21 protein-coding genes and 1 other RNA gene are annotated in these 16,124 nt (G+C 30.3%); 7 read left to right on the top strand and 15 right to left on the bottom strand.

The window, feature by feature from the left end; translation table 11 throughout:
• Positions 1 to 14 precede the first annotated feature (14 nt).
• From ABXT66_RS02060 to ABXT66_RS02015, 10 genes are all read right to left on the bottom strand, one after another.
• Positions 15 to 476, bottom strand: a complete 462-nt coding sequence (locus tag ABXT66_RS02060) for a YbgC/FadM family acyl-CoA thioesterase (protein ID WP_443644006.1) — start codon at positions 474 to 476, stop codon at positions 15 to 17.
• Positions 477 to 492: 16 nt separating this feature from the next.
• The gene (gene ruvB, locus ABXT66_RS02055) at positions 493 to 1,554 is read right to left on the bottom strand and encodes a Holliday junction branch migration DNA helicase RuvB (protein ID WP_443644005.1); all 1,062 of its coding nucleotides are present in this window, start codon (positions 1,552 to 1,554) and stop codon (positions 493 to 495) included.
• A gap of 5 nt (positions 1,555 to 1,559) precedes the next feature.
• Positions 1,560 to 2,231, bottom strand: a complete 672-nt coding sequence (gene ruvA, locus ABXT66_RS02050; RefSeq protein ID WP_443644004.1) for a Holliday junction branch migration protein RuvA — start codon at positions 2,229 to 2,231, stop codon at positions 1,560 to 1,562.
• A 22-nt stretch (positions 2,232 to 2,253) separates the two neighbouring features.
• Entirely contained in the window at positions 2,254 to 2,805 is a 552-nt protein-coding gene (gene ruvC, locus ABXT66_RS02045; protein WP_443644003.1) for a crossover junction endodeoxyribonuclease RuvC, read from the bottom strand.
• A 13-nt stretch (positions 2,806 to 2,818) separates the two neighbouring features.
• Positions 2,819 to 3,565 carry a YebC/PmpR family DNA-binding transcriptional regulator gene (locus ABXT66_RS02040; RefSeq protein ID WP_443644002.1) on the bottom strand — a complete coding sequence of 249 codons (747 nt, stop codon included), beginning with the start codon at positions 3,563 to 3,565 and terminating at the stop codon, positions 2,819 to 2,821.
• A gap of 30 nt (positions 3,566 to 3,595) precedes the next feature.
• Positions 3,596 to 4,405 carry a TIGR00282 family metallophosphoesterase gene (locus ABXT66_RS02035; protein ID WP_443644001.1) on the bottom strand — a complete coding sequence of 270 codons (810 nt, stop codon included), beginning with the start codon at positions 4,403 to 4,405 and terminating at the stop codon, positions 3,596 to 3,598.
• Between the two features lie 27 nt (positions 4,406 to 4,432).
• On the bottom strand, positions 4,433 to 5,020 hold the full coding sequence (locus ABXT66_RS02030; RefSeq protein WP_443644000.1) for a 5-formyltetrahydrofolate cyclo-ligase: 588 nt from the start codon (positions 5,018 to 5,020) through the stop codon (positions 4,433 to 4,435).
• A 22-nt stretch (positions 5,021 to 5,042) separates the two neighbouring features.
• Positions 5,043 to 5,195: non-coding RNA, 6S RNA (gene ssrS / locus ABXT66_RS02025), on the bottom strand.
• Between the two features lie 10 nt (positions 5,196 to 5,205).
• Positions 5,206 to 5,544: a cell division protein ZapA gene (locus tag ABXT66_RS02020; protein WP_443643999.1), complete on the bottom strand. Its 339-nt coding sequence runs from the start codon at positions 5,542 to 5,544 to the stop codon at positions 5,206 to 5,208.
• 30 nt (positions 5,545 to 5,574) lie between these two features.
• Positions 5,575 to 5,799, bottom strand: coding sequence for a hypothetical protein (locus tag ABXT66_RS02015; RefSeq protein ID WP_443643998.1), 225 nt, complete (start codon positions 5,797 to 5,799; stop codon positions 5,575 to 5,577).
• 165 nt (positions 5,800 to 5,964) lie between these two features.
• On the opposite strand from ABXT66_RS02015, the gene ABXT66_RS02010 reads away from it, so the two are divergent.
• The 7 genes from ABXT66_RS02010 to rpmE all read left to right on the top strand — a co-directional run bounded on the left by ABXT66_RS02010 (position 5,965) and on the right by rpmE (position 11,216).
• On the top strand, positions 5,965 to 6,903 hold the full coding sequence (locus ABXT66_RS02010; protein ID WP_443643997.1) for a class I fructose-bisphosphate aldolase: 939 nt from the start codon (positions 5,965 to 5,967) through the stop codon (positions 6,901 to 6,903).
• A complete protein-coding gene (efp, locus tag ABXT66_RS02005) occupies positions 6,893 to 7,459 on the top strand; it encodes an elongation factor P (RefSeq protein WP_443643996.1) in 567 nt (188 codons plus the stop codon). Before ABXT66_RS02010 ends, efp begins: the two co-directional genes overlap by 11 nt.
• 39 nt (positions 7,460 to 7,498) lie before the next feature.
• Entirely contained in the window at positions 7,499 to 8,302 is an 804-nt protein-coding gene (locus ABXT66_RS02000; protein WP_443643995.1) for an inositol monophosphatase family protein, read from the top strand.
• 83 nt (positions 8,303 to 8,385) lie between these two features.
• Positions 8,386 to 9,420 carry a MotA/TolQ/ExbB proton channel family protein gene (locus ABXT66_RS01995; RefSeq protein ID WP_443643994.1) on the top strand — a complete coding sequence of 345 codons (1,035 nt, stop codon included), beginning with the start codon at positions 8,386 to 8,388 and terminating at the stop codon, positions 9,418 to 9,420.
• Between the two features lie 37 nt (positions 9,421 to 9,457).
• Positions 9,458 to 10,603, top strand: a complete 1,146-nt coding sequence (locus ABXT66_RS01990) for a peptidoglycan -binding protein (RefSeq protein ID WP_443643993.1) — start codon at positions 9,458 to 9,460, stop codon at positions 10,601 to 10,603.
• Positions 10,604 to 10,615: 12 nt separating this feature from the next.
• Positions 10,616 to 10,912 (top strand): DUF6787 family protein, encoded by a 297-nt coding sequence (locus tag ABXT66_RS01985; protein WP_443643992.1) that lies wholly within the window; start codon positions 10,616 to 10,618, stop codon positions 10,910 to 10,912.
• Between the two features lie 76 nt (positions 10,913 to 10,988).
• Positions 10,989 to 11,216 carry a 50S ribosomal protein L31 gene (gene rpmE / locus ABXT66_RS01980; RefSeq protein WP_443643991.1) on the top strand — a complete coding sequence of 76 codons (228 nt, stop codon included), beginning with the start codon at positions 10,989 to 10,991 and terminating at the stop codon, positions 11,214 to 11,216.
• Here the strand turns inward: rpmE and glyS are convergent.
• From glyS to ABXT66_RS01955, 5 genes are all read right to left on the bottom strand, one after another.
• Positions 11,213 to 13,306 carry a glycine--tRNA ligase subunit beta gene (glyS, locus tag ABXT66_RS01975; RefSeq protein WP_443643990.1) on the bottom strand — a complete coding sequence of 698 codons (2,094 nt, stop codon included), beginning with the start codon at positions 13,304 to 13,306 and terminating at the stop codon, positions 11,213 to 11,215. The two genes, rpmE and glyS, sit on opposite strands and share 4 nt — an antisense overlap.
• Positions 13,299 to 14,189 carry a glycine--tRNA ligase subunit alpha gene (locus tag ABXT66_RS01970; RefSeq protein ID WP_443643989.1) on the bottom strand — a complete coding sequence of 297 codons (891 nt, stop codon included), beginning with the start codon at positions 14,187 to 14,189 and terminating at the stop codon, positions 13,299 to 13,301. The genes glyS and ABXT66_RS01970 overlap by 8 nt, the downstream gene beginning before the upstream one ends.
• A 59-nt stretch (positions 14,190 to 14,248) precedes the next feature.
• Entirely contained in the window at positions 14,249 to 14,473 is a 225-nt protein-coding gene (locus ABXT66_RS01965) for a hypothetical protein (RefSeq protein WP_443643988.1), read from the bottom strand.
• A gap of 1 nt (position 14,474) precedes the next feature.
• On the bottom strand, positions 14,475 to 15,284 hold the full coding sequence (locus tag ABXT66_RS01960; RefSeq protein ID WP_443643987.1) for a S49 family peptidase: 810 nt from the start codon (positions 15,282 to 15,284) through the stop codon (positions 14,475 to 14,477).
• An 88-nt stretch (positions 15,285 to 15,372) separates the two neighbouring features.
• Positions 15,373 to 16,119: a tRNA1(Val) (adenine(37)-N6)-methyltransferase gene (locus tag ABXT66_RS01955; RefSeq protein ID WP_443643986.1), complete on the bottom strand. Its 747-nt coding sequence runs from the start codon at positions 16,117 to 16,119 to the stop codon at positions 15,373 to 15,375.
• Between the last annotated feature and the right edge of the window lie 5 nt (positions 16,120 to 16,124).

Raw genomic sequence — 16,124 nt, 5'->3', positions numbered from 1 at the left:
CCTTTTATTTATCTTTATGATTTATTTTGAAAAAATTTATGATTTAATATCGTATTCATTCTTCTTACTTTATTTTGACTGTTAATAGCAACTATTTGTATAACGCCTGAAACCAACAACTCATGTTCGTGATTATTGCTGTCATATTTAAATGCAATTTGATTAAGAGTTATACTGGAGTTTTTGGCATATTTAAGGCAAGTTTCAATTACAAGCTTATCATTCAACTTTGCAGACTTATACCAATTAACATCTACTTTTTTAACTACTAAGATTATATCAAATTCTTTTTTTAAATTAAATTGATCAATTTTTAACAAATTTAATAAAGAAGAACGGGCTCTTTCAAAATATTTTAAATAGTTAGTATGATAGACAATTTGACCAGAGTCAGTATCTTCATAAAACACTCTTAGTCTATAAAAGTGTTTATTGCCTGTAATAGATCCATCTAAATTTTCAAAATTATTATTCATTAAGTTTTAAAAATAATTATATTTTATTTGGTGTGTTCATCATGTCAGCTTGTTCTTCTGCTTTTGAAGGTGGTTCAAAGCCCAGGTGCCTCCACCCCGAAGCAGATATAAATCTACCCCTTGATGATCTCTGTATCAAACCACGTTGCAATAAATAAGGCTCAATTACTTCTTCAATCATATCTTTTTGTTCAGATAAAACAGCTGATAGCGTGTCTAAACCTACAGGACCACCTTGATATTTTTCTATTATAACATTCAAATACTTTCTATCAATGGCGTCTAATCCAGATTTATCCACGTCCAACTGAGCAAGGGCTTTATCTGCAAACTTATAATCAATAATGTCGTCTTTCGAAACATATAAAATATCTCTTACACGCCTTAACAATCTACCTGCAACTCTTGGCGTTCCTCTCGATCTTTTTGCAATTTCATAAGCTCCATCATTATTTAGATTAACTTTTAATTTTGTGGCTAACTTGAGTAAAATCTTTACTAAATCTGTTGAATTGTAAAACTCCATTCTAATTTGAATGCCAAATCTATCCCTTAATGGTGTAGTTAATAATCCAGACCGGGTCGTTGCTCCTACCAAAGTAAATGGAGGCAAATCAATTTTAATAGTTCTTGCTGATGGACCTTCACCAATTATTAAATCCAACTGAAAGTCTTCCATAGCCGGATACAATATCTCTTCTATATTAGGCGAAAGACGATGAATTTCATCAATAAATAATACATCTTTTGGCTGAAGGTTTGTTAACAAAGCTGCTAAATCACCAGCTTTATTTATAATTGGTCCTGAAGTTGATCTAAAGCCAACACCTAATTCATGAGATATTATTTGTGCTAAAGTTGTTTTTCCAAGGCCCGGAGGACCAAATAACAAACTATGGTCCATTGCCTCTTCTCTATGACCAGCAGCAGAAATAAAAGTAGATAAATTTTTTTGAACTTGTGGCTGACCTATAAATTCGGAGAGTTTTTGGGGCCTTAAGCTTAAATCAGAACTCTCATCTTTCTGAATTATATCAGAATCAATTAGCCTATTTTCAATTTTGCCTTCATCCTTCATTTAGTTCACCTTGATAATTCTTTGAGAGCTAAAGGTACAATATTATTAACTGTAAATTCTTGGTTTTTTTTATTAATACTAAACTCTTTTTTAATTTTCATCACAACTGTGAAAACTTCGCTCCTGCCAAACCCTAGATTTACTAGTGCTGAAATGATATCTTCCACTACATTTTCATAGTCATCCTGATTGAAATTATTTTCTAGATCCAACTGATTCATTAATTTATCTGATTTTTGGTTATTAATAATTTCATGAGATTTATTAATACTAAAAGTTGAGATTTTATCTAACAATTCAGCAGTTATTCTTCCAGCAACCTTAGGGCCAACTCCGTCAGCCCTAGCAATCATTGCTTTATCACCAGAAGAAATTGCTAAAATAATTTCATCAACATTTAGAGTTGATAGAATAGAAAGAGCAGCTTTTGGGCCTACACCTTGAACAGATTGAAGTAATTTAAAAAGATTTTGATCTTTAAATGTTGCAAAGCCATACATTATAATTTTATCATCCTTGATCTGTAAATCAGTGTACAAAGATAAGTTTGAACCTAAGTCACCTAACGATGAAATTAATTTTGATGAAACATTTAAAAAATATCCTACATCATTAACCTCTAAAATAATGTCAGATTTACCTATTGATATTAATGTGCCTTTCAAAGATGCTATCATTTGAAATTTTATGATCCTTTAATTATGATTTCTTTTTTTCTTTTAATAAAGCCTTTGCAATAGCTATATCTAAACTATTATTTGCTTGTTGTAAATTTGAAGCCGAATAATCATCACCAATATGATGCGCTGAAATTGCAATTGCCAATGCATCTGCACTATCTTCATTCTTAGGTAAAACAGACAATAATTTTTCAATCATTGATGTTATTTGTTGTTTTGAAGCTGAGCCATAACCCGTAATTGTTTTTTTTACTAATTTTGGAGGAATTTCTGTTATGTCCAAACCTGATTCTGCTAAAACTGACATAGATACACCCCTTGCCATTCCCAACTTCAAACTAGACCCAGCTCCAAATCCTACAAAAATCTGCTCTATTGCTGATTTATTTGGAATATATTTTGAAATTATTTCTGATAATTCACTTTTAATAAAAAACAATCTTTTACCATCTGAAATAGATGTTGAGGGTGATATAGTGCCGTCACCTATATAAATTAATTTGTTATTTTTGAATTCAACAATTCCCCATCCAGTATGCCTTAATCCAGGGTCTATACCAATAATACGCAAACTAAAAACTTCCTTAAATATTAACTTTATTTATGATTTCTTCGCTAATATCAAAATTACCATAAACACCTTGAACATCTTCACAATTATCAAGTGTATCTAAAAGCTTTAATATTGAGGCAGCTCTTTTTTCGTCATCAACCTTAATATAATTCTCAGGTTGCCAAATTATTTCAGCTTGTTCAGGAGAGCCAAGTAGGTTTTCTAATTTATCTCTAACATTATTAAATTCATTTAAAGAGGTAATTATTTCATGGCTTATTTCATCAGAAATAACGTCATCAGCACCAACTTCAATTGCTATTTCTAAGATTTCATCATCATTTTTAATATCTTTTTGATATAAAATATGACCCACATTATTAAACATGAAAGATACAGAACCAGTTTCACCTAAATTACCACCATATTTTGTAAAAGAAGATCTGACTTCAGATGCAGTTCTGTTACGATTATCAGTGACAGCGTCTACAATTAATGCAATCCCTCCAGGAGCATATCCCTCATATCTTATTTCTTCTAAATTTAGATTTTCTCCAGATTCAGCTTTTTTTATGACTTTTTCAATATTATCCTTAGGCATATTTACTGCTCTACAAGCTGATAAAGCTGACCTTAATCTAGGATTGCTTGATGGATCTGTACCACCTCTTACAGCAACTTGTAATTCTTTAGTCAAACGGGCAAATTTTTTGGCTCTCCTGGCGTCTTGTGCTCCCTTACGATGCATTATATTTTTAAATTTTGAGTGACCAGCCATATAAATTTCTCCTATTATATTTTTACAAATTTATTCTAAATTAGTTTGCTCTAATTTTCCTCCTATTCTTAGAGGTTTGATTGATTTACTTAAACCACCAATTTCACTCTCTATAATAACACCGCATAAAGTAGGCTCACCATTAGAAACTTCAAGTCTTGATTTTTTATTTTGAGGAAATAAAAATCTATTTAATGCATCTTTTTTATTCATCCCTATTATGGAGTTATAATCACCACTCATACCTACATCAGTAATATAAGCAGTACCATTTTCTAAGATCTGATAATCTGCGGTTGGCACATGTGTGTGCGTCCCAACAACTGCAGTGACCTTCCCGTCAAGAGCGTTTCCTAGAGCCATCTTTTCAGAAGATGCCTCACCATGAATATCAATTAAAGAAAAATCTACATTCTTTTTTAACTTTAAATTTTCTAAGATATCAGGGATCTTATCAAAGACATTATCAGTTTTTTGCATAAACAAATTAGTCATTATATTTGCAACTCCAATTTTTCCTGCATCCAAATCTACTATTGTCATTCCTAAACCTGGAGTACCTTCAATCATATTTAATGGGCGAAGTAATCTATCATTTTTTGTTATATATGATATTATTTCTCTTTTATCCCAAATATGGTTTCCAGTAGTTAACACATCAGCTCCTACACGAAAAAAATCATCGCAAATTGAAGGTGTGACGCCAAATCCTCCCGCTGAATTCTCAACATTGACTATTATTGCATCTAATTTTAACTTTGTTTTAAGTTCTATAATTTTCTCTTGAGCGTAGTTTCTTGCTCTTCTTCCAACAATATCACCAATAAACAGAACTTTCATGAACATCTTCTTTTTTTTAAGTTAATTTTAATTTACTTTTGATAGTATTTCTTTTTCCGTTACTATGAAATCTAACTTCTGGTCATGACTTTCATATGGTATACTTTTAGTTTCTTGTTCACTATAAGCAAGGCCAATTGTAATAAAATTTTTCTGTTTTTTATCAAAATATCTTTTTAAGGTTGATATTAATTTATCATAATAACCTGCTCCATATCCAAGTCTATTTAATTTTCTATCAAACGTTAACATAGGAACAACAACAATCTGGGGGAAAATAGTTTTATTTGTTAGAAGTGGTTCATAGGTTCCTATATTACTTTTTTGTAGTTTCTCTTTTTTGAACCATTTTTTAAAAACCATTGAATTACTATTAATATCAACTACTGGTAGAGCAGTGGTTATGTTGTTATCCTTAAAATATTTAATAAACACCAAAGGAGAAATTTCGTTAAAAATAGGATAATATAAACCAACCTCTTTTATAGTATTTTCAATGGAAAAAACTCTATCCAAACAAGAATTAATATTTTTCAGAAAAGTATTTTTATCTTCAGAGTTTAGAGAAATTAATTTTCTTTTTCGTTTAGCAATAATTCTAAGATTATTTTTCATTTAAGTTACTCTGGAACAAATAACGAAAGCCAAACAATCGTCGGACAAGTTATCCTATGTTGCCTGTTAAACAGGTGGGCACCATTTACTTTAACCTCGGCTAAAACAGTGACGGCTCCCTTAGAATACTTATGGCCCCAAGGATTAAAGTTCCTAACAAACAGCTCAGCTTTCGAAGTTATAATTTATTTGCTTTCTAATAACTTTGCAACCTTATTCATTCTTTCAGTAGATTTTGCTAGCCAATCCAGAAGTTCTCGTATATGAAATAAATGGTTATCATGTGAGTTAGTCGCTTCGTTACTGATAACATCAACCTTTTCATTTAATTTATCTGCTAAAACTAATGAAGTCATTGCTAATAATCTAGTTTCACTTATTCCGCTTGATATACTAGAAAGTTCCTCAATCGCTTTGTTAACTTCATTTGAAGCATTAATAAGTTTGTCTTCTTCACCCATTTCACATGTAACAGGATAAATGGTATTATTAATATTAACTTTAATTGTTACTTTATTTGACATATAATTCTCTAATTCAAATAGTTCAGATTACTATTTAGTACTTCTTAATTTTAATTTTAATTTATCCAAACATTCTTTAGCTTCATTAAATTTTTTGTTAGCATTAAGCATATCATTTTTAATAGTTTCCAATTTTTGTTTATTAGTTATGCTTTCAGCAATACTTTTCTCTAAACGCTTCATACTATCTTCAAATGCGTTTTGAACGCTTTTTATACCTTTAAAATCTAAAAACAGTTCATCTCGATCATTCATGATCTAACATCTCTTTAAAATTAAGTTAATGTAATAATAAATAAATTGTCTTACACTTCAATATTAATATATATATATATAATTTTTAGTATTTATAATATTTTTAATTTATAGATATTATGATGACAATAATTAACTTTGAAATATCAAATAGGTTTTATAAGCATGAAGTTTACTAAAAACATTAAATCCATTCTAAGTAATTATGAAAGCGACAATCCTGGAGTTAAATCAAATTTAGCAAGAATTCTTATGTCCGGAAAACTTGCAGGTACTGGTAAATTAATAATTCTTCCAGTTGACCAAGGGTTTGAACATGGACCAGCTCGTTCTTTTGCAAAGAATGAGGGTGGTTACGATCCTCACTATCATTTTAAGTTAGCAATTAATGCTGGATTATCTGCTTTTGCTGCTCCCTTGGGAATGTTAGAAGCTGGCGCAGATACATTTGCAGGTCAAATTCCACTTATAATGAAGGTAAATAGTTCAAACTCTCTATCAAGAGAGAAATATTCTCCATCACAAGCAATAACTGGTTCGGTTAACGAAGCAATCAGGTTAGGTTGTTCTGCTATTGGCTTTACTATTTATCCAGGATCTGATGCAGCTTTAGATATGATTTCAGATATTCAGGATATGGCTTTAGAAGCAAAAAGTGCTGGGCTTGCAGTTGTAGTTTGGAGCTACCCTAGAGGTGGAGATATAAGTAAAGAGGGTGAGACTGCAATTGATATTGTTGCATATGCCGCTCACATGGCCGCTTTAGTTGGAGCACATATTATAAAGGTAAAACCTCCAACAGCTCATATTGAACTTGAGGAGGCTAAAAAAGTCTATCTTTCTGAGAATATAGAAATAGATACCCTTAGTAATAGAATTAAACATGTGGTGCAATCTTGTTTTCAAGGAAGAAGGCTAGTTGTTTTCTCAGGGGGAAACTCAAAAGATAAAGCCTCTTTTCTAAACGAAATAAGAGGGTTATATGAAGGCGGTGCAACTGGCTCTATCATTGGTAGGAATTCATTTCAACGACCATATAACGAAGCTTTGAGTTTGCTAAGCGAAGTCATTGATATTTATAGAGGCAGAAAATTTGAAGGTTAACGGAAATACTATTAAACCAGGAAATGTAATTGAACACAAAAATGGGTTATGGGTAGCAGTAAAGACTAGCCATGTTAAACCTGGGAAAGGTGGTGCTTTTGCTCAAATAGAACTTAGAAATTTAAAAGATGGGACTAAACTAAATGAACGTTTTAGGTCTTCTGAAAATATTGAAAGGGTAATATTAGAAGAAGTCCCTCATGTTTTTTTATATAAAGAGAATAACAATCTTGTTTTCATGAATAATAATACTTTTGATCAAATAAACATTGATGAAAATATGATTGGTGAACAATCATCTTTTTTACAGGATGGCATGATGGTCATGATAAATATTTATAATGAGGAACCTGTTTCAGTTAATATGCCTGATAGTTGTGTTTTAGAAGTAATAGAAACTGAAGCCGTTATTAAAGGGCAGACTGCTTCTTCTTCCTTTAAGCCAGCTATTTTAAACAATAACGTGAAAGTTATGGTCCCTGGACACATTGAGGTTGGTTCAAAAATAGTGGTTAGACCTTCTGATAGTTCTTATATAGAAAAAGCTAAGACATAAAATAATTCTATAAATTTCGTTATTAATTCTGGAGTGAAGATGGGTAATAAATCACCACTTTTAAATGTAATTTTTCAATCTTTAAATAAAGTAACACGTAATATGCTTAGAGATTTTGGTGAGATAGAAAATTTACAAGTTTCTCCAAGCTCAATTCCTCGTTTTGTTACCAACACAGAAAATAAAATTGAAAGTAGCTTAATAGAAGATTTAACTAAAGCGCGTCCAGACTGGCAATTTAAAGCTAAAACAGAGAAAGAAACTTCAGAAAATAAATACTACTGGATAATTGATACTTTGAATGGCAAAATAAACTTTTCCCACGCCTTCCCCTACTTTTCTATATCTATTGCAGTTGAATATAATAATGAAATTATATGTACTGTTATTTTAGACCCTCTTAGAGATGAAATATATTTTGCAGAAAAAGGAAAGGGTTCATTTCAAAATGACCGGAGGATAAGAGTATCTAATAGAAAGTCTATTAATAATTGTATCTTTTCTACTTATAATGACCAAAACTTAGATAATAATCCATCTGCCATAAATGACCTTAAAATAATCAAAGAATTAGCATTACAAAACTCATCAGTTACTCGAGAATTTGGCTCTTCAGCTCTAAATTATGCTTGGCTTGCGTCAGGAAAAATTGATTGCCTTTTCACAACCAACTTAAATAAAAACCAAATTGCATGTGGAGAACTTCTAATCAAAGAGGCAGGCGGATACATTTCTAATCTAAAGTATATCAATGCTTACAGGGCCCCGAACGACTTTCATATCGGTGCTAACCCTGTGATACACAAAGAGTTATTAAAGAAAATCAATAACTTAAAAAAATGATGCTTATATGAAAATTAAAATTTGGTGTCATTAAAAAGTCATGTTTTAATGTTTCAAAGTAAAATGTAACAGGGGGTTATTGTATGACAAATCCAAATAAATATGCTTTTAGAATGTTATTCTTACTTATAGTTGTAGCTATCCTAATATTTTTTCTTTTTGAACCTCTAAAGCAGGCATTTGAAGGAAATACTGCCCTTAACGGAGTAATTATAAGTACATTAATATTAGGAATAATTTTTTCATTTCGTCAAACATTCAGGTTAAGTAGAGAATCAAAGTGGCTTAAGTTTATAAAAAGAAAAGATAGCTTAATGCCCGCTAATATTGTGTTGAAAATAAAACCAATACTCCTAGCTCCAGTTGCAGCAGTATTATCTGAAACTAGAACTGACAATCCATCTTTATCTACTAACTCCTTAGGTACCATTTTAGATGGCGTTTCATCAAGACTGGACGAAAGTAGAGAAATTTTAAGATATATGATTGGCCTGTTAGTTTTTCTTGGATTATTAGGTACTTTTTGGGGACTTTTGCAAACTATCTCTTCTGTATCGGGAGTTATTAATACTATAGATTTTAATATCAACAACTTATCAAAAGATGGTAATGCTTTATTTATGGATATTCAAAAAGGTTTAAGTGCTCCACTCGATGGCATGTCTACTGCTTTCTCCTCATCTTTATTTGGATTAGCTGGATCTCTAATACTAGGCTTTTTAGACCTTCAGGTAGGACAAGCTAGCAACCGATTTTTTAACGAATTAGAAGATTGGTTATCACAAATGGCTATTTTTACTACAACTGAACCAGGGAATAATGGTTTAAGCGAATCTGCTGTTGAAAACCTTGCATATGTTGCAAAAAGAGCTAACCAAAATGAAAATGAAAAAATTAGAATCACAGAGAATATTAGCGAATTAACAATTGTTCTAAATAGGCTCGTTGAAAAACTTGATGACGACAAAAATGTTAAAGATCATTTAATAAAAATTTCTTCAATTTTAAAAAATTTAGGAAATCAAAATACAGATAAGTTATCAGAATTACAGTCAAACTTGACTTTAGAACTAAGAGCTATTTCAAAACAATTATTAGAAAATAAAAAAGTGAAATAATAATAGATAAGTATTAAAATATATAAAGAGACCACTAATGATACTTAACAAAACAAGACGAAGAAACCTAGATTATACCTGGCCTGGATTTGTGGATGCTCTTTCTAGTCTGTTGATGGTAATCATATTTGTTTTAATGATTTTTGTTTTATCCCAATTTTTCCTCTCACAAAAAATGAGTGGTCAAGATGAAGCTTTAGTTGAATTGAAGAACAACCTTACAGAATTGAGTGAATTGCTCTCGATTGAAAGAGAGTCTACTACTGAATTGACTTCACAATTATCTATACTGGAATCTAAAATAATTAATCTGAAAACTGACTTAGATGAAAAAAAAATAATAGCATCACAATACATAAAAGAAATTGCAGGTAAGGATAATATAATATCAATGACCCAAATTGAAATTGGTAAATTAAAAGATATTATTAATCAGAAAAATCAAGATTCTTTAGATGATAAGAATACTCTTGTGCAACTTACAAAGGATAATAAAGTCAAGGACAGTCAAATAATTGATAAACAAAACAAAATCAGAGCAAGCCAGGAGGAAATAAAAATCTTAATTTCTGCTTCTTTGAAGTTAAGAAATAAATTGTCTCAATTACAAACATTACTTTCTGCTTACAAAGCCAAAGATAAAAAAGAAAAAGTTAAAGTAATTAGCTTAGGAAAAGATGTGAATTCAGCTTTGGCCAGAAGAGTAGAAGAACTACAAAAGTTCAAATCAGATTTTTTTGGAAGAGTAAAAGCTCTTATCAAAGGGCGTAAGGAAATAAGAATAGTAGGAGATAGATTTGTTTTTCAATCTGAGGTGCTTTTTGCATTAGGATCAGATGAATTAGGAGAAAAAGGTAAGTTAGAAATGATTAAGCTTGCTTCAACTTTAATGGAAATAGAAAAATCATTACCTACTGATATTGATTGGATCCTTCAGATAGATGGACACACTGATAATTTACCAGTAAAACCAGGGCAAAGTTATAAAGATAATTGGGAGCTCTCAACAAAAAGAGCTTTATCTGTTTTAAGGTTTTTGATTAAACAAGGTATTAAACCAAACAGACTATCCGCATCAGGGTATGGTAGTTTCCAACCAATTGATAATAGAAATTTAGTTACCGCACGAACAAAAAATCGTCGTATCGAAATGAAAATCACTCAAAGCACAAAATTAAAATGATTAGAGATAAAATTGTTAAAAAACCTAGTTAAGCGATTCAACGCTAAATCAAACAAACATTTGTTGATTATTTTTATAATTTTTGCTTTAAGTGGATCTGGTTCATTATTTGTCTCATCTCCTATTTTATCTGTAATCAATTTAGATAGCCTAGTAACATTCTATCCTTTATACTTATTAATTAGAATTATAATCATAATTCCTATTTATCAAATAATGTTAATAATAATAGCCACATTGTTTGGACAATTTAATTATTTTTGGAAATTTGAAAAAAAATTCCTTCAACGTCTAAAGCTTATTAAATAAATAAATTAACTTGTATTTAGCTGTTTTTAATTGTAAAAGTCTTTAAATATTAATAGATAAATTTTTAGAGTTTAAAATGAAAAAAGATATCCACCCAGATTATCACGAAATTACTGTTGTAATGACAGATGGAACCGAATACAAAACTCGTTCTACTATGGGCAAGGCAGGTGAAACTATCAAGCTGGATATTGACCCAAAATCACATCCTGCATGGACAGGTCAACATAGAATTCTGGACTCAGGTGGACAAGTTGCGCGTTTTAACAAACGTTTCTCTGGTCTTGGAGTAAAAACCGACTAGTCTCCTAATACATTAAAGTTTGTGTATTGTATTATTATGTTGCGTAATCCTATTAACAATTCCAATCTATTATTTTTTATGATATTATCCTTATGATTTACAATAATATTTTCAAAAAACATGTTAATTAAAGTGCTTGCTTTTGTAATTTCATATAAGATAGCCTCTTGTTTATCTAACTGATATTTATTTTTAGCAAATTCAAACCTTATATGATTACTAATTTTAAAAATATCTTCCTCTTCAGAACCTTCAAACAGACCTTGATCTAAAAAAATTTGTGATCCTTCTGGCAATTCATTAGTTTTAATAATGTTATTTAACCTTTTAAAGTTAGATAAGAAAAATTTAAACTCTTGTGTTTTATGTATAGTTTTTATACTTTGTATTCTTTTATATAATACTTGAAATGGTATTTTATATAAATCCGGCAAGTCAATAATTGATTTAATTATATCATCTCCAAAACCTTCTTTTTTAAGTACATAGCTCAATTTGTCTATGATAAATACATATAATTCATCTTGAATTATTTCAGACGAATTATCAAATATTTTCAAAGGTTCAGTAAAAAGATCAGAAATTGAAATGTTAACTTTAAATTTAATCAAAATTTTAACTATTGAAAATCCAGACCTCCTGAGGGCGAATGGATCTTTAGAACCGGTTGGCTTCTTATTTATTACAAAAAAACCTGTCAATGTATCAATGTTGTCAATCACTGATAACATTGCTCCTAAATTTGACTTAGGAAGCTCATCTGACAAGCCTTTGGGCTTGTAGTGCTCCGAAATTGCAATGGAAACGTCAGGAATGGCACCATTTATTTTTGAATAATATCCTCCCATAATTCCTTGAAGTTCTGGAAACTCACCAACCATTTCAGACGCTAGATCAGCTTTTGACAAAAGAGCAGCTTCTTTTGCTAAAGAAGGGTCTAAATTAAAAAAAGGTGCAAAAAAATCTGAAATTTTCGCAAGTCGTATAGTTTTGTCAAAAATAGATCCAAGGCCATCATAGAATAAAACTTTTTTTAATTTTTTATTAAAATGATCTAATGAATTAGAGGTATCAACCTTCCAAAAAAAACTAGCATCCGATAACCTAGCTCTTAATACTCTTTGATTTCCTTCTGTTATTCTAATATTCCTATTTTTTTCTGAAAGAGCATTAGATACGAATATGAATTTTGGAGCTAATTTTTTCTTATTATCAAATATAGTAAAATATTTTTGATGCACCTTCATTGCTGTGGAGAGGACTTCTGGAGGCAAACTCAAGAATTCATTGTCTATAGTTCCAAGCATAACATTTGGAAACTCTACTAAACCTGTAATTTCATCCAATAATGAGTTATCTTGTTTTAGCTTTAATTGCTTGTCATTTAATAACAAATCTATGTCGCTTAAAATTTTATTTTTTCTAGTTTCTCTATCTATTATAACATTATTATTTTTCAATAAATCTTCATATTGATTAATACTTTTTACAATGATTTTTTGGTTATGATGCCTGTGACCAAAGCTAAAATTTGTAAAGTTTAGGAATGTATTCTTCCCAATTCTTATTTCCCCTTCGACTGGCTCGTCATTTAATAAAATTAATATATTTCTAAGTGGTCTAGCCCATTTTAAGTCAGAATATGCCCACCTCTGACTTTTGGACCATAAAAAATCAAATATTATCTCATTAATGATATCAGGCAAAATTTTAGCAGTATATTCGCCAACTATATTTTGTAAATAAAAATAAAAATCACCATTATTTGTCTTTTTAACAATAGTGTCAGATAAATTAATATTATTAGATTTTAAAAAACCATTAATTGCTTTTTCATCTGAACCTAATCTAGGACCCCTTTTTTCAACAAGTTGATCTTTCTGAACAAGGTCTATATCTCTAATTATAATTGCTAGATGTCTTGGTCCTGTATAAGTTTTGCATGAATCAAAGCTTAGTTCTCTACTAACAAGTTTCTTTACAAATAGATTTTCTAGTTGTTCTCCAGATCCAACTTGAAATCTTGCTGGGATTTCTTCGGAAAAAAATTCTACAAGCAAGTCTCCTTTTTGAGCGTCAATTTTACTCATTATTACTTTTTTCTATCCAGGCCAAGCAACATGATCTTGCCATATTTCTCACTCTTAAAATATATGACTGTCTTTCAGAAACTGAAATAACTCCTCTGGCATCTAATAAATTAAAAACATGGCTAGCTTTAATACAATGATCATAAGCAGGCAAGCACAAAGGATTATCTTTATCTTTTAACAATGAAATACATTCTTTTTCGGCATTATTAAAATTTTCTAATAATATCGATGAGTTTGATTTTTCAAAATTATAAGTGGAAAACTCTTGTTCTTGCTGTAAAAAAATATCCCCATAATTTTTTCCACCTTTAGTTTTTTCAATACCATCCCAATCAAGATCATATACATTTTCAACTTTTTGAATAAACATTGCAAGACGTTCTAGACCATAAGTTATTTCACTTGCAACAGGGTTAACTTCAATACCTCCAACTTGTTGAAAATATGTAAACTGACTAATTTCCATACCGTCACACCAGATTTCCCACCCAAGCCCTGAAGCTCCTAAGGTTGGGCTTTCCCAATCATCTTCAACAAATCTTATGTCATGGTCTTTGGTATTTAAACCGATAGCATTTAAACTATCTAAATATAGTTCTTGTATATCGTCAGGTGACGGTTGAATAATAACTTGAAATTGGTAATAATGTTGTAATCTATTAGGGTTTTCTCCATATCTTCCATCAGTCGGCCTTCTACATGGTTGAATATAAGCGGCTTTCCAAATAGGATCAGGACCTAATACTCGTAATACAGTACCCGGATGAAATGTGCCTGCACCAACTTCAGAGTCGTAAGGCTGCAATAAAACACAACCTTGCTCTATCCAGTAAGATTGAAGATTCATAAGAATATTTTGAAATGACTTTGTTTTATTCATTTTACTACTGTTATTAACTTTATTATACATATCAAGGTTTTAACCACCAAAAGGCAATTTTAAGATTGTTCTTTAGAACATTTTTTATTGTTACATTTGTCACCAGGACTCCAGCAACCACAATTATCACATTTATATGCGTCTATCCCTTTTTTACTCATATCTTCCTGGCTTTTATCATTATTTTTTGAAATACTTTTACGTTTTTCTATAATTTTAAAAGTGTACCAAACAGCAACAAGAATAATTAAAAGCCAAAAGATTTTACTAATTGAGAGCATCATCTTATAAACCAAATCTCTTAAAAATACTTTTTTCATCTACTTTTTGAATTAATATATCAAGGGCTCCAGATAACAAACTACTAAAACCAAAAAGTTTTTTCTTAGGGGTAAATTCTTTTATTTTAACTTGATTACCAAATCTTTCTTTAAGAACACTTTTCATTTCACCAAAAGAATCAATTAGACCAATTTCTAAACTTTTTTCGCCTGACCAAAAAGCTCCAGTAAAAACATCTTTGTTATCATCTTTAATCTTACTGCCACGTCTAGATTTCACAAAGTTAATAAATTGAATATGAAGTTGGCTTTGTATCGCCTTTAATCTTTTAATGTCATCAGGATTCTCTGGTAAAAATGGGTCTAAAATAGCTTTATTATCACCAGAAGTATATAACCGCCTATCAATTCCGATTTTTTCTATTGCTTTATTAAAACCAAAACCTGAAGAAACAACCCCAATAGACCCGATTATTGAAGCTTTACTAGCTATAATTTCATCAGCTGCACAAGCTAGCCAATACCCACCAGATGCAGCCACATCCTCTACAAATGCTAATACTGGGACATTGTTTTTATCTGACAACTCCCTTATACGATTTGCAATCATTTCTGATTGCACAGGAGATCCACCTGGAGAGTTAATTTGCAAGGCAACCGCCTTCAGATTTTTAACAGAAAAAGCTTGTTCTATATTCTTATCGATCTCATTTAAATTTAAACCTTTTCTTCTACCCATATTTGGAGCAATAACTCCATTTAGCGGAATGACTGATACACTTTTAGATTTTCTAAAAATAGAAAAGAAACCCATAAAAACCTCTTAATAAAAATTATCAAAACAATTAGTTAATAGTGATTTTGTAAACTACAACATTTATGAAATTTCTTAAATAAATTGTTTAATAAAAATTTAAAATACCTTCTTCACTTAATAAACTTGCTTTTTTGCTTTCTACACCTTTATTATTATATAATTTCAACCCAGGCAGCAATTCAGTTGGGCTAATACCACCTTTTTTAGCCAAAAGTATAATCCTTTTCGAAGATTTTTTTGTATTTGGCCAAATAGGGTATATTTTAAAAGATCCAGCTTTATCTCTAAGGCTAACTAACACTACATCCAAAATGTTTGTTGGAAGAATTATACAAAGTGTTCCTTTTTCTTTAAGAAGGTAAACGCAGCCTTCCATCCATTTTTCTAAGTCAACAATTCTTTTAGCCACATCTATAAATTTGTTATTCGATTTATTACTATTTTTGTTGTTAAATGGAGGATTGGAGACGACTATATCAAAATGATTTTTAAGATTTTTGTTGATGTTAAAAATATCATAGTTAACAGTCTTAATAGAGTTATGAAATTTATTTTTAAGAACATTTTCTTTTGCAATTTCTATAAATTCTTCGTTGTTTTCTATTGAACTAATTTTCAAATTTTTGTTTTTTAGAGCTAAGATTAGACTGATTGTACCAACACCTGAACCGACATCTGCCAACGATAAATCTTTTTTATTTTTTCTCAAGTAACCATTTACAAATGCAGCTAAACATACTGCATCAAAGCCATATCTATAACCATGCTTCATCTGGGTTATAGTTATTTTACCTCTTAAAATTGTATCTGTGGTTTTATCTAAATGTACCATACCAC

It is taken from the genome of Candidatus Levibacter sp. Uisw_134_01 (assembly GCF_047717795.1).
Lineage (GTDB): Bacteria > Pseudomonadota > Alphaproteobacteria > Puniceispirillales > Marisalimonadaceae > Marisalimonas.
This window is presented reverse-complemented; position numbering and strand designations above follow the sequence as displayed.

Excerpts from the sequence above, each read along its gene's own strand:
- ABXT66_RS02060 (WP_443644006.1), bottom strand. The coding sequence starts at position 476 with ATGAATAATAATTTTGAAAATTTAGATGGATCTATTACAGGCAATAAA.
- ruvB (WP_443644005.1), bottom strand. The coding sequence starts at position 1,554 with ATGAAGGATGAAGGCAAAATTGAAAATAGGCTAATTGATTCTGATATA.
- ruvA (WP_443644004.1), bottom strand. The coding sequence starts at position 2,231 with ATGATAGCATCTTTGAAAGGCACATTAATATCAATAGGTAAATCTGAC.
- ABXT66_RS02040 (WP_443644002.1), bottom strand. The coding sequence starts at position 3,565 with ATGGCTGGTCACTCAAAATTTAAAAATATAATGCATCGTAAGGGAGCA.
- ABXT66_RS02035 (WP_443644001.1), bottom strand. The coding sequence starts at position 4,405 with ATGAAAGTTCTGTTTATTGGTGATATTGTTGGAAGAAGAGCAAGAAAC.
- ABXT66_RS02030 (WP_443644000.1), bottom strand. The coding sequence starts at position 5,020 with ATGAAAAATAATCTTAGAATTATTGCTAAACGAAAAAGAAAATTAATT.
- ABXT66_RS02020 (WP_443643999.1), bottom strand. The coding sequence starts at position 5,544 with ATGTCAAATAAAGTAACAATTAAAGTTAATATTAATAATACCATTTAT.
- ABXT66_RS02015 (WP_443643998.1), bottom strand. The coding sequence starts at position 5,799 with ATGAATGATCGAGATGAACTGTTTTTAGATTTTAAAGGTATAAAAAGC.
- ABXT66_RS02010 (WP_443643997.1), top strand. The coding sequence starts at position 5,965 with ATGAAGTTTACTAAAAACATTAAATCCATTCTAAGTAATTATGAAAGC.
- ABXT66_RS02000 (WP_443643995.1), top strand. The coding sequence starts at position 7,499 with ATGGGTAATAAATCACCACTTTTAAATGTAATTTTTCAATCTTTAAAT.
- ABXT66_RS01995 (WP_443643994.1), top strand. The coding sequence starts at position 8,386 with ATGACAAATCCAAATAAATATGCTTTTAGAATGTTATTCTTACTTATA.
- ABXT66_RS01990 (WP_443643993.1), top strand. The coding sequence starts at position 9,458 with ATGATACTTAACAAAACAAGACGAAGAAACCTAGATTATACCTGGCCT.
- rpmE (WP_443643991.1), top strand. The coding sequence starts at position 10,989 with ATGAAAAAAGATATCCACCCAGATTATCACGAAATTACTGTTGTAATG.
- glyS (WP_443643990.1), bottom strand. The coding sequence starts at position 13,306 with ATGAGTAAAATTGACGCTCAAAAAGGAGACTTGCTTGTAGAATTTTTT.
- ABXT66_RS01970 (WP_443643989.1), bottom strand. The coding sequence starts at position 14,189 with ATGAATAAAACAAAGTCATTTCAAAATATTCTTATGAATCTTCAATCT.
- ABXT66_RS01965 (WP_443643988.1), bottom strand. The coding sequence starts at position 14,473 with ATGATGCTCTCAATTAGTAAAATCTTTTGGCTTTTAATTATTCTTGTT.
- ABXT66_RS01960 (WP_443643987.1), bottom strand. The coding sequence starts at position 15,284 with ATGGGTTTCTTTTCTATTTTTAGAAAATCTAAAAGTGTATCAGTCATT.
- ABXT66_RS01955 (WP_443643986.1), bottom strand. The coding sequence starts at position 16,119 with ATGGTACATTTAGATAAAACCACAGATACAATTTTAAGAGGTAAAATA.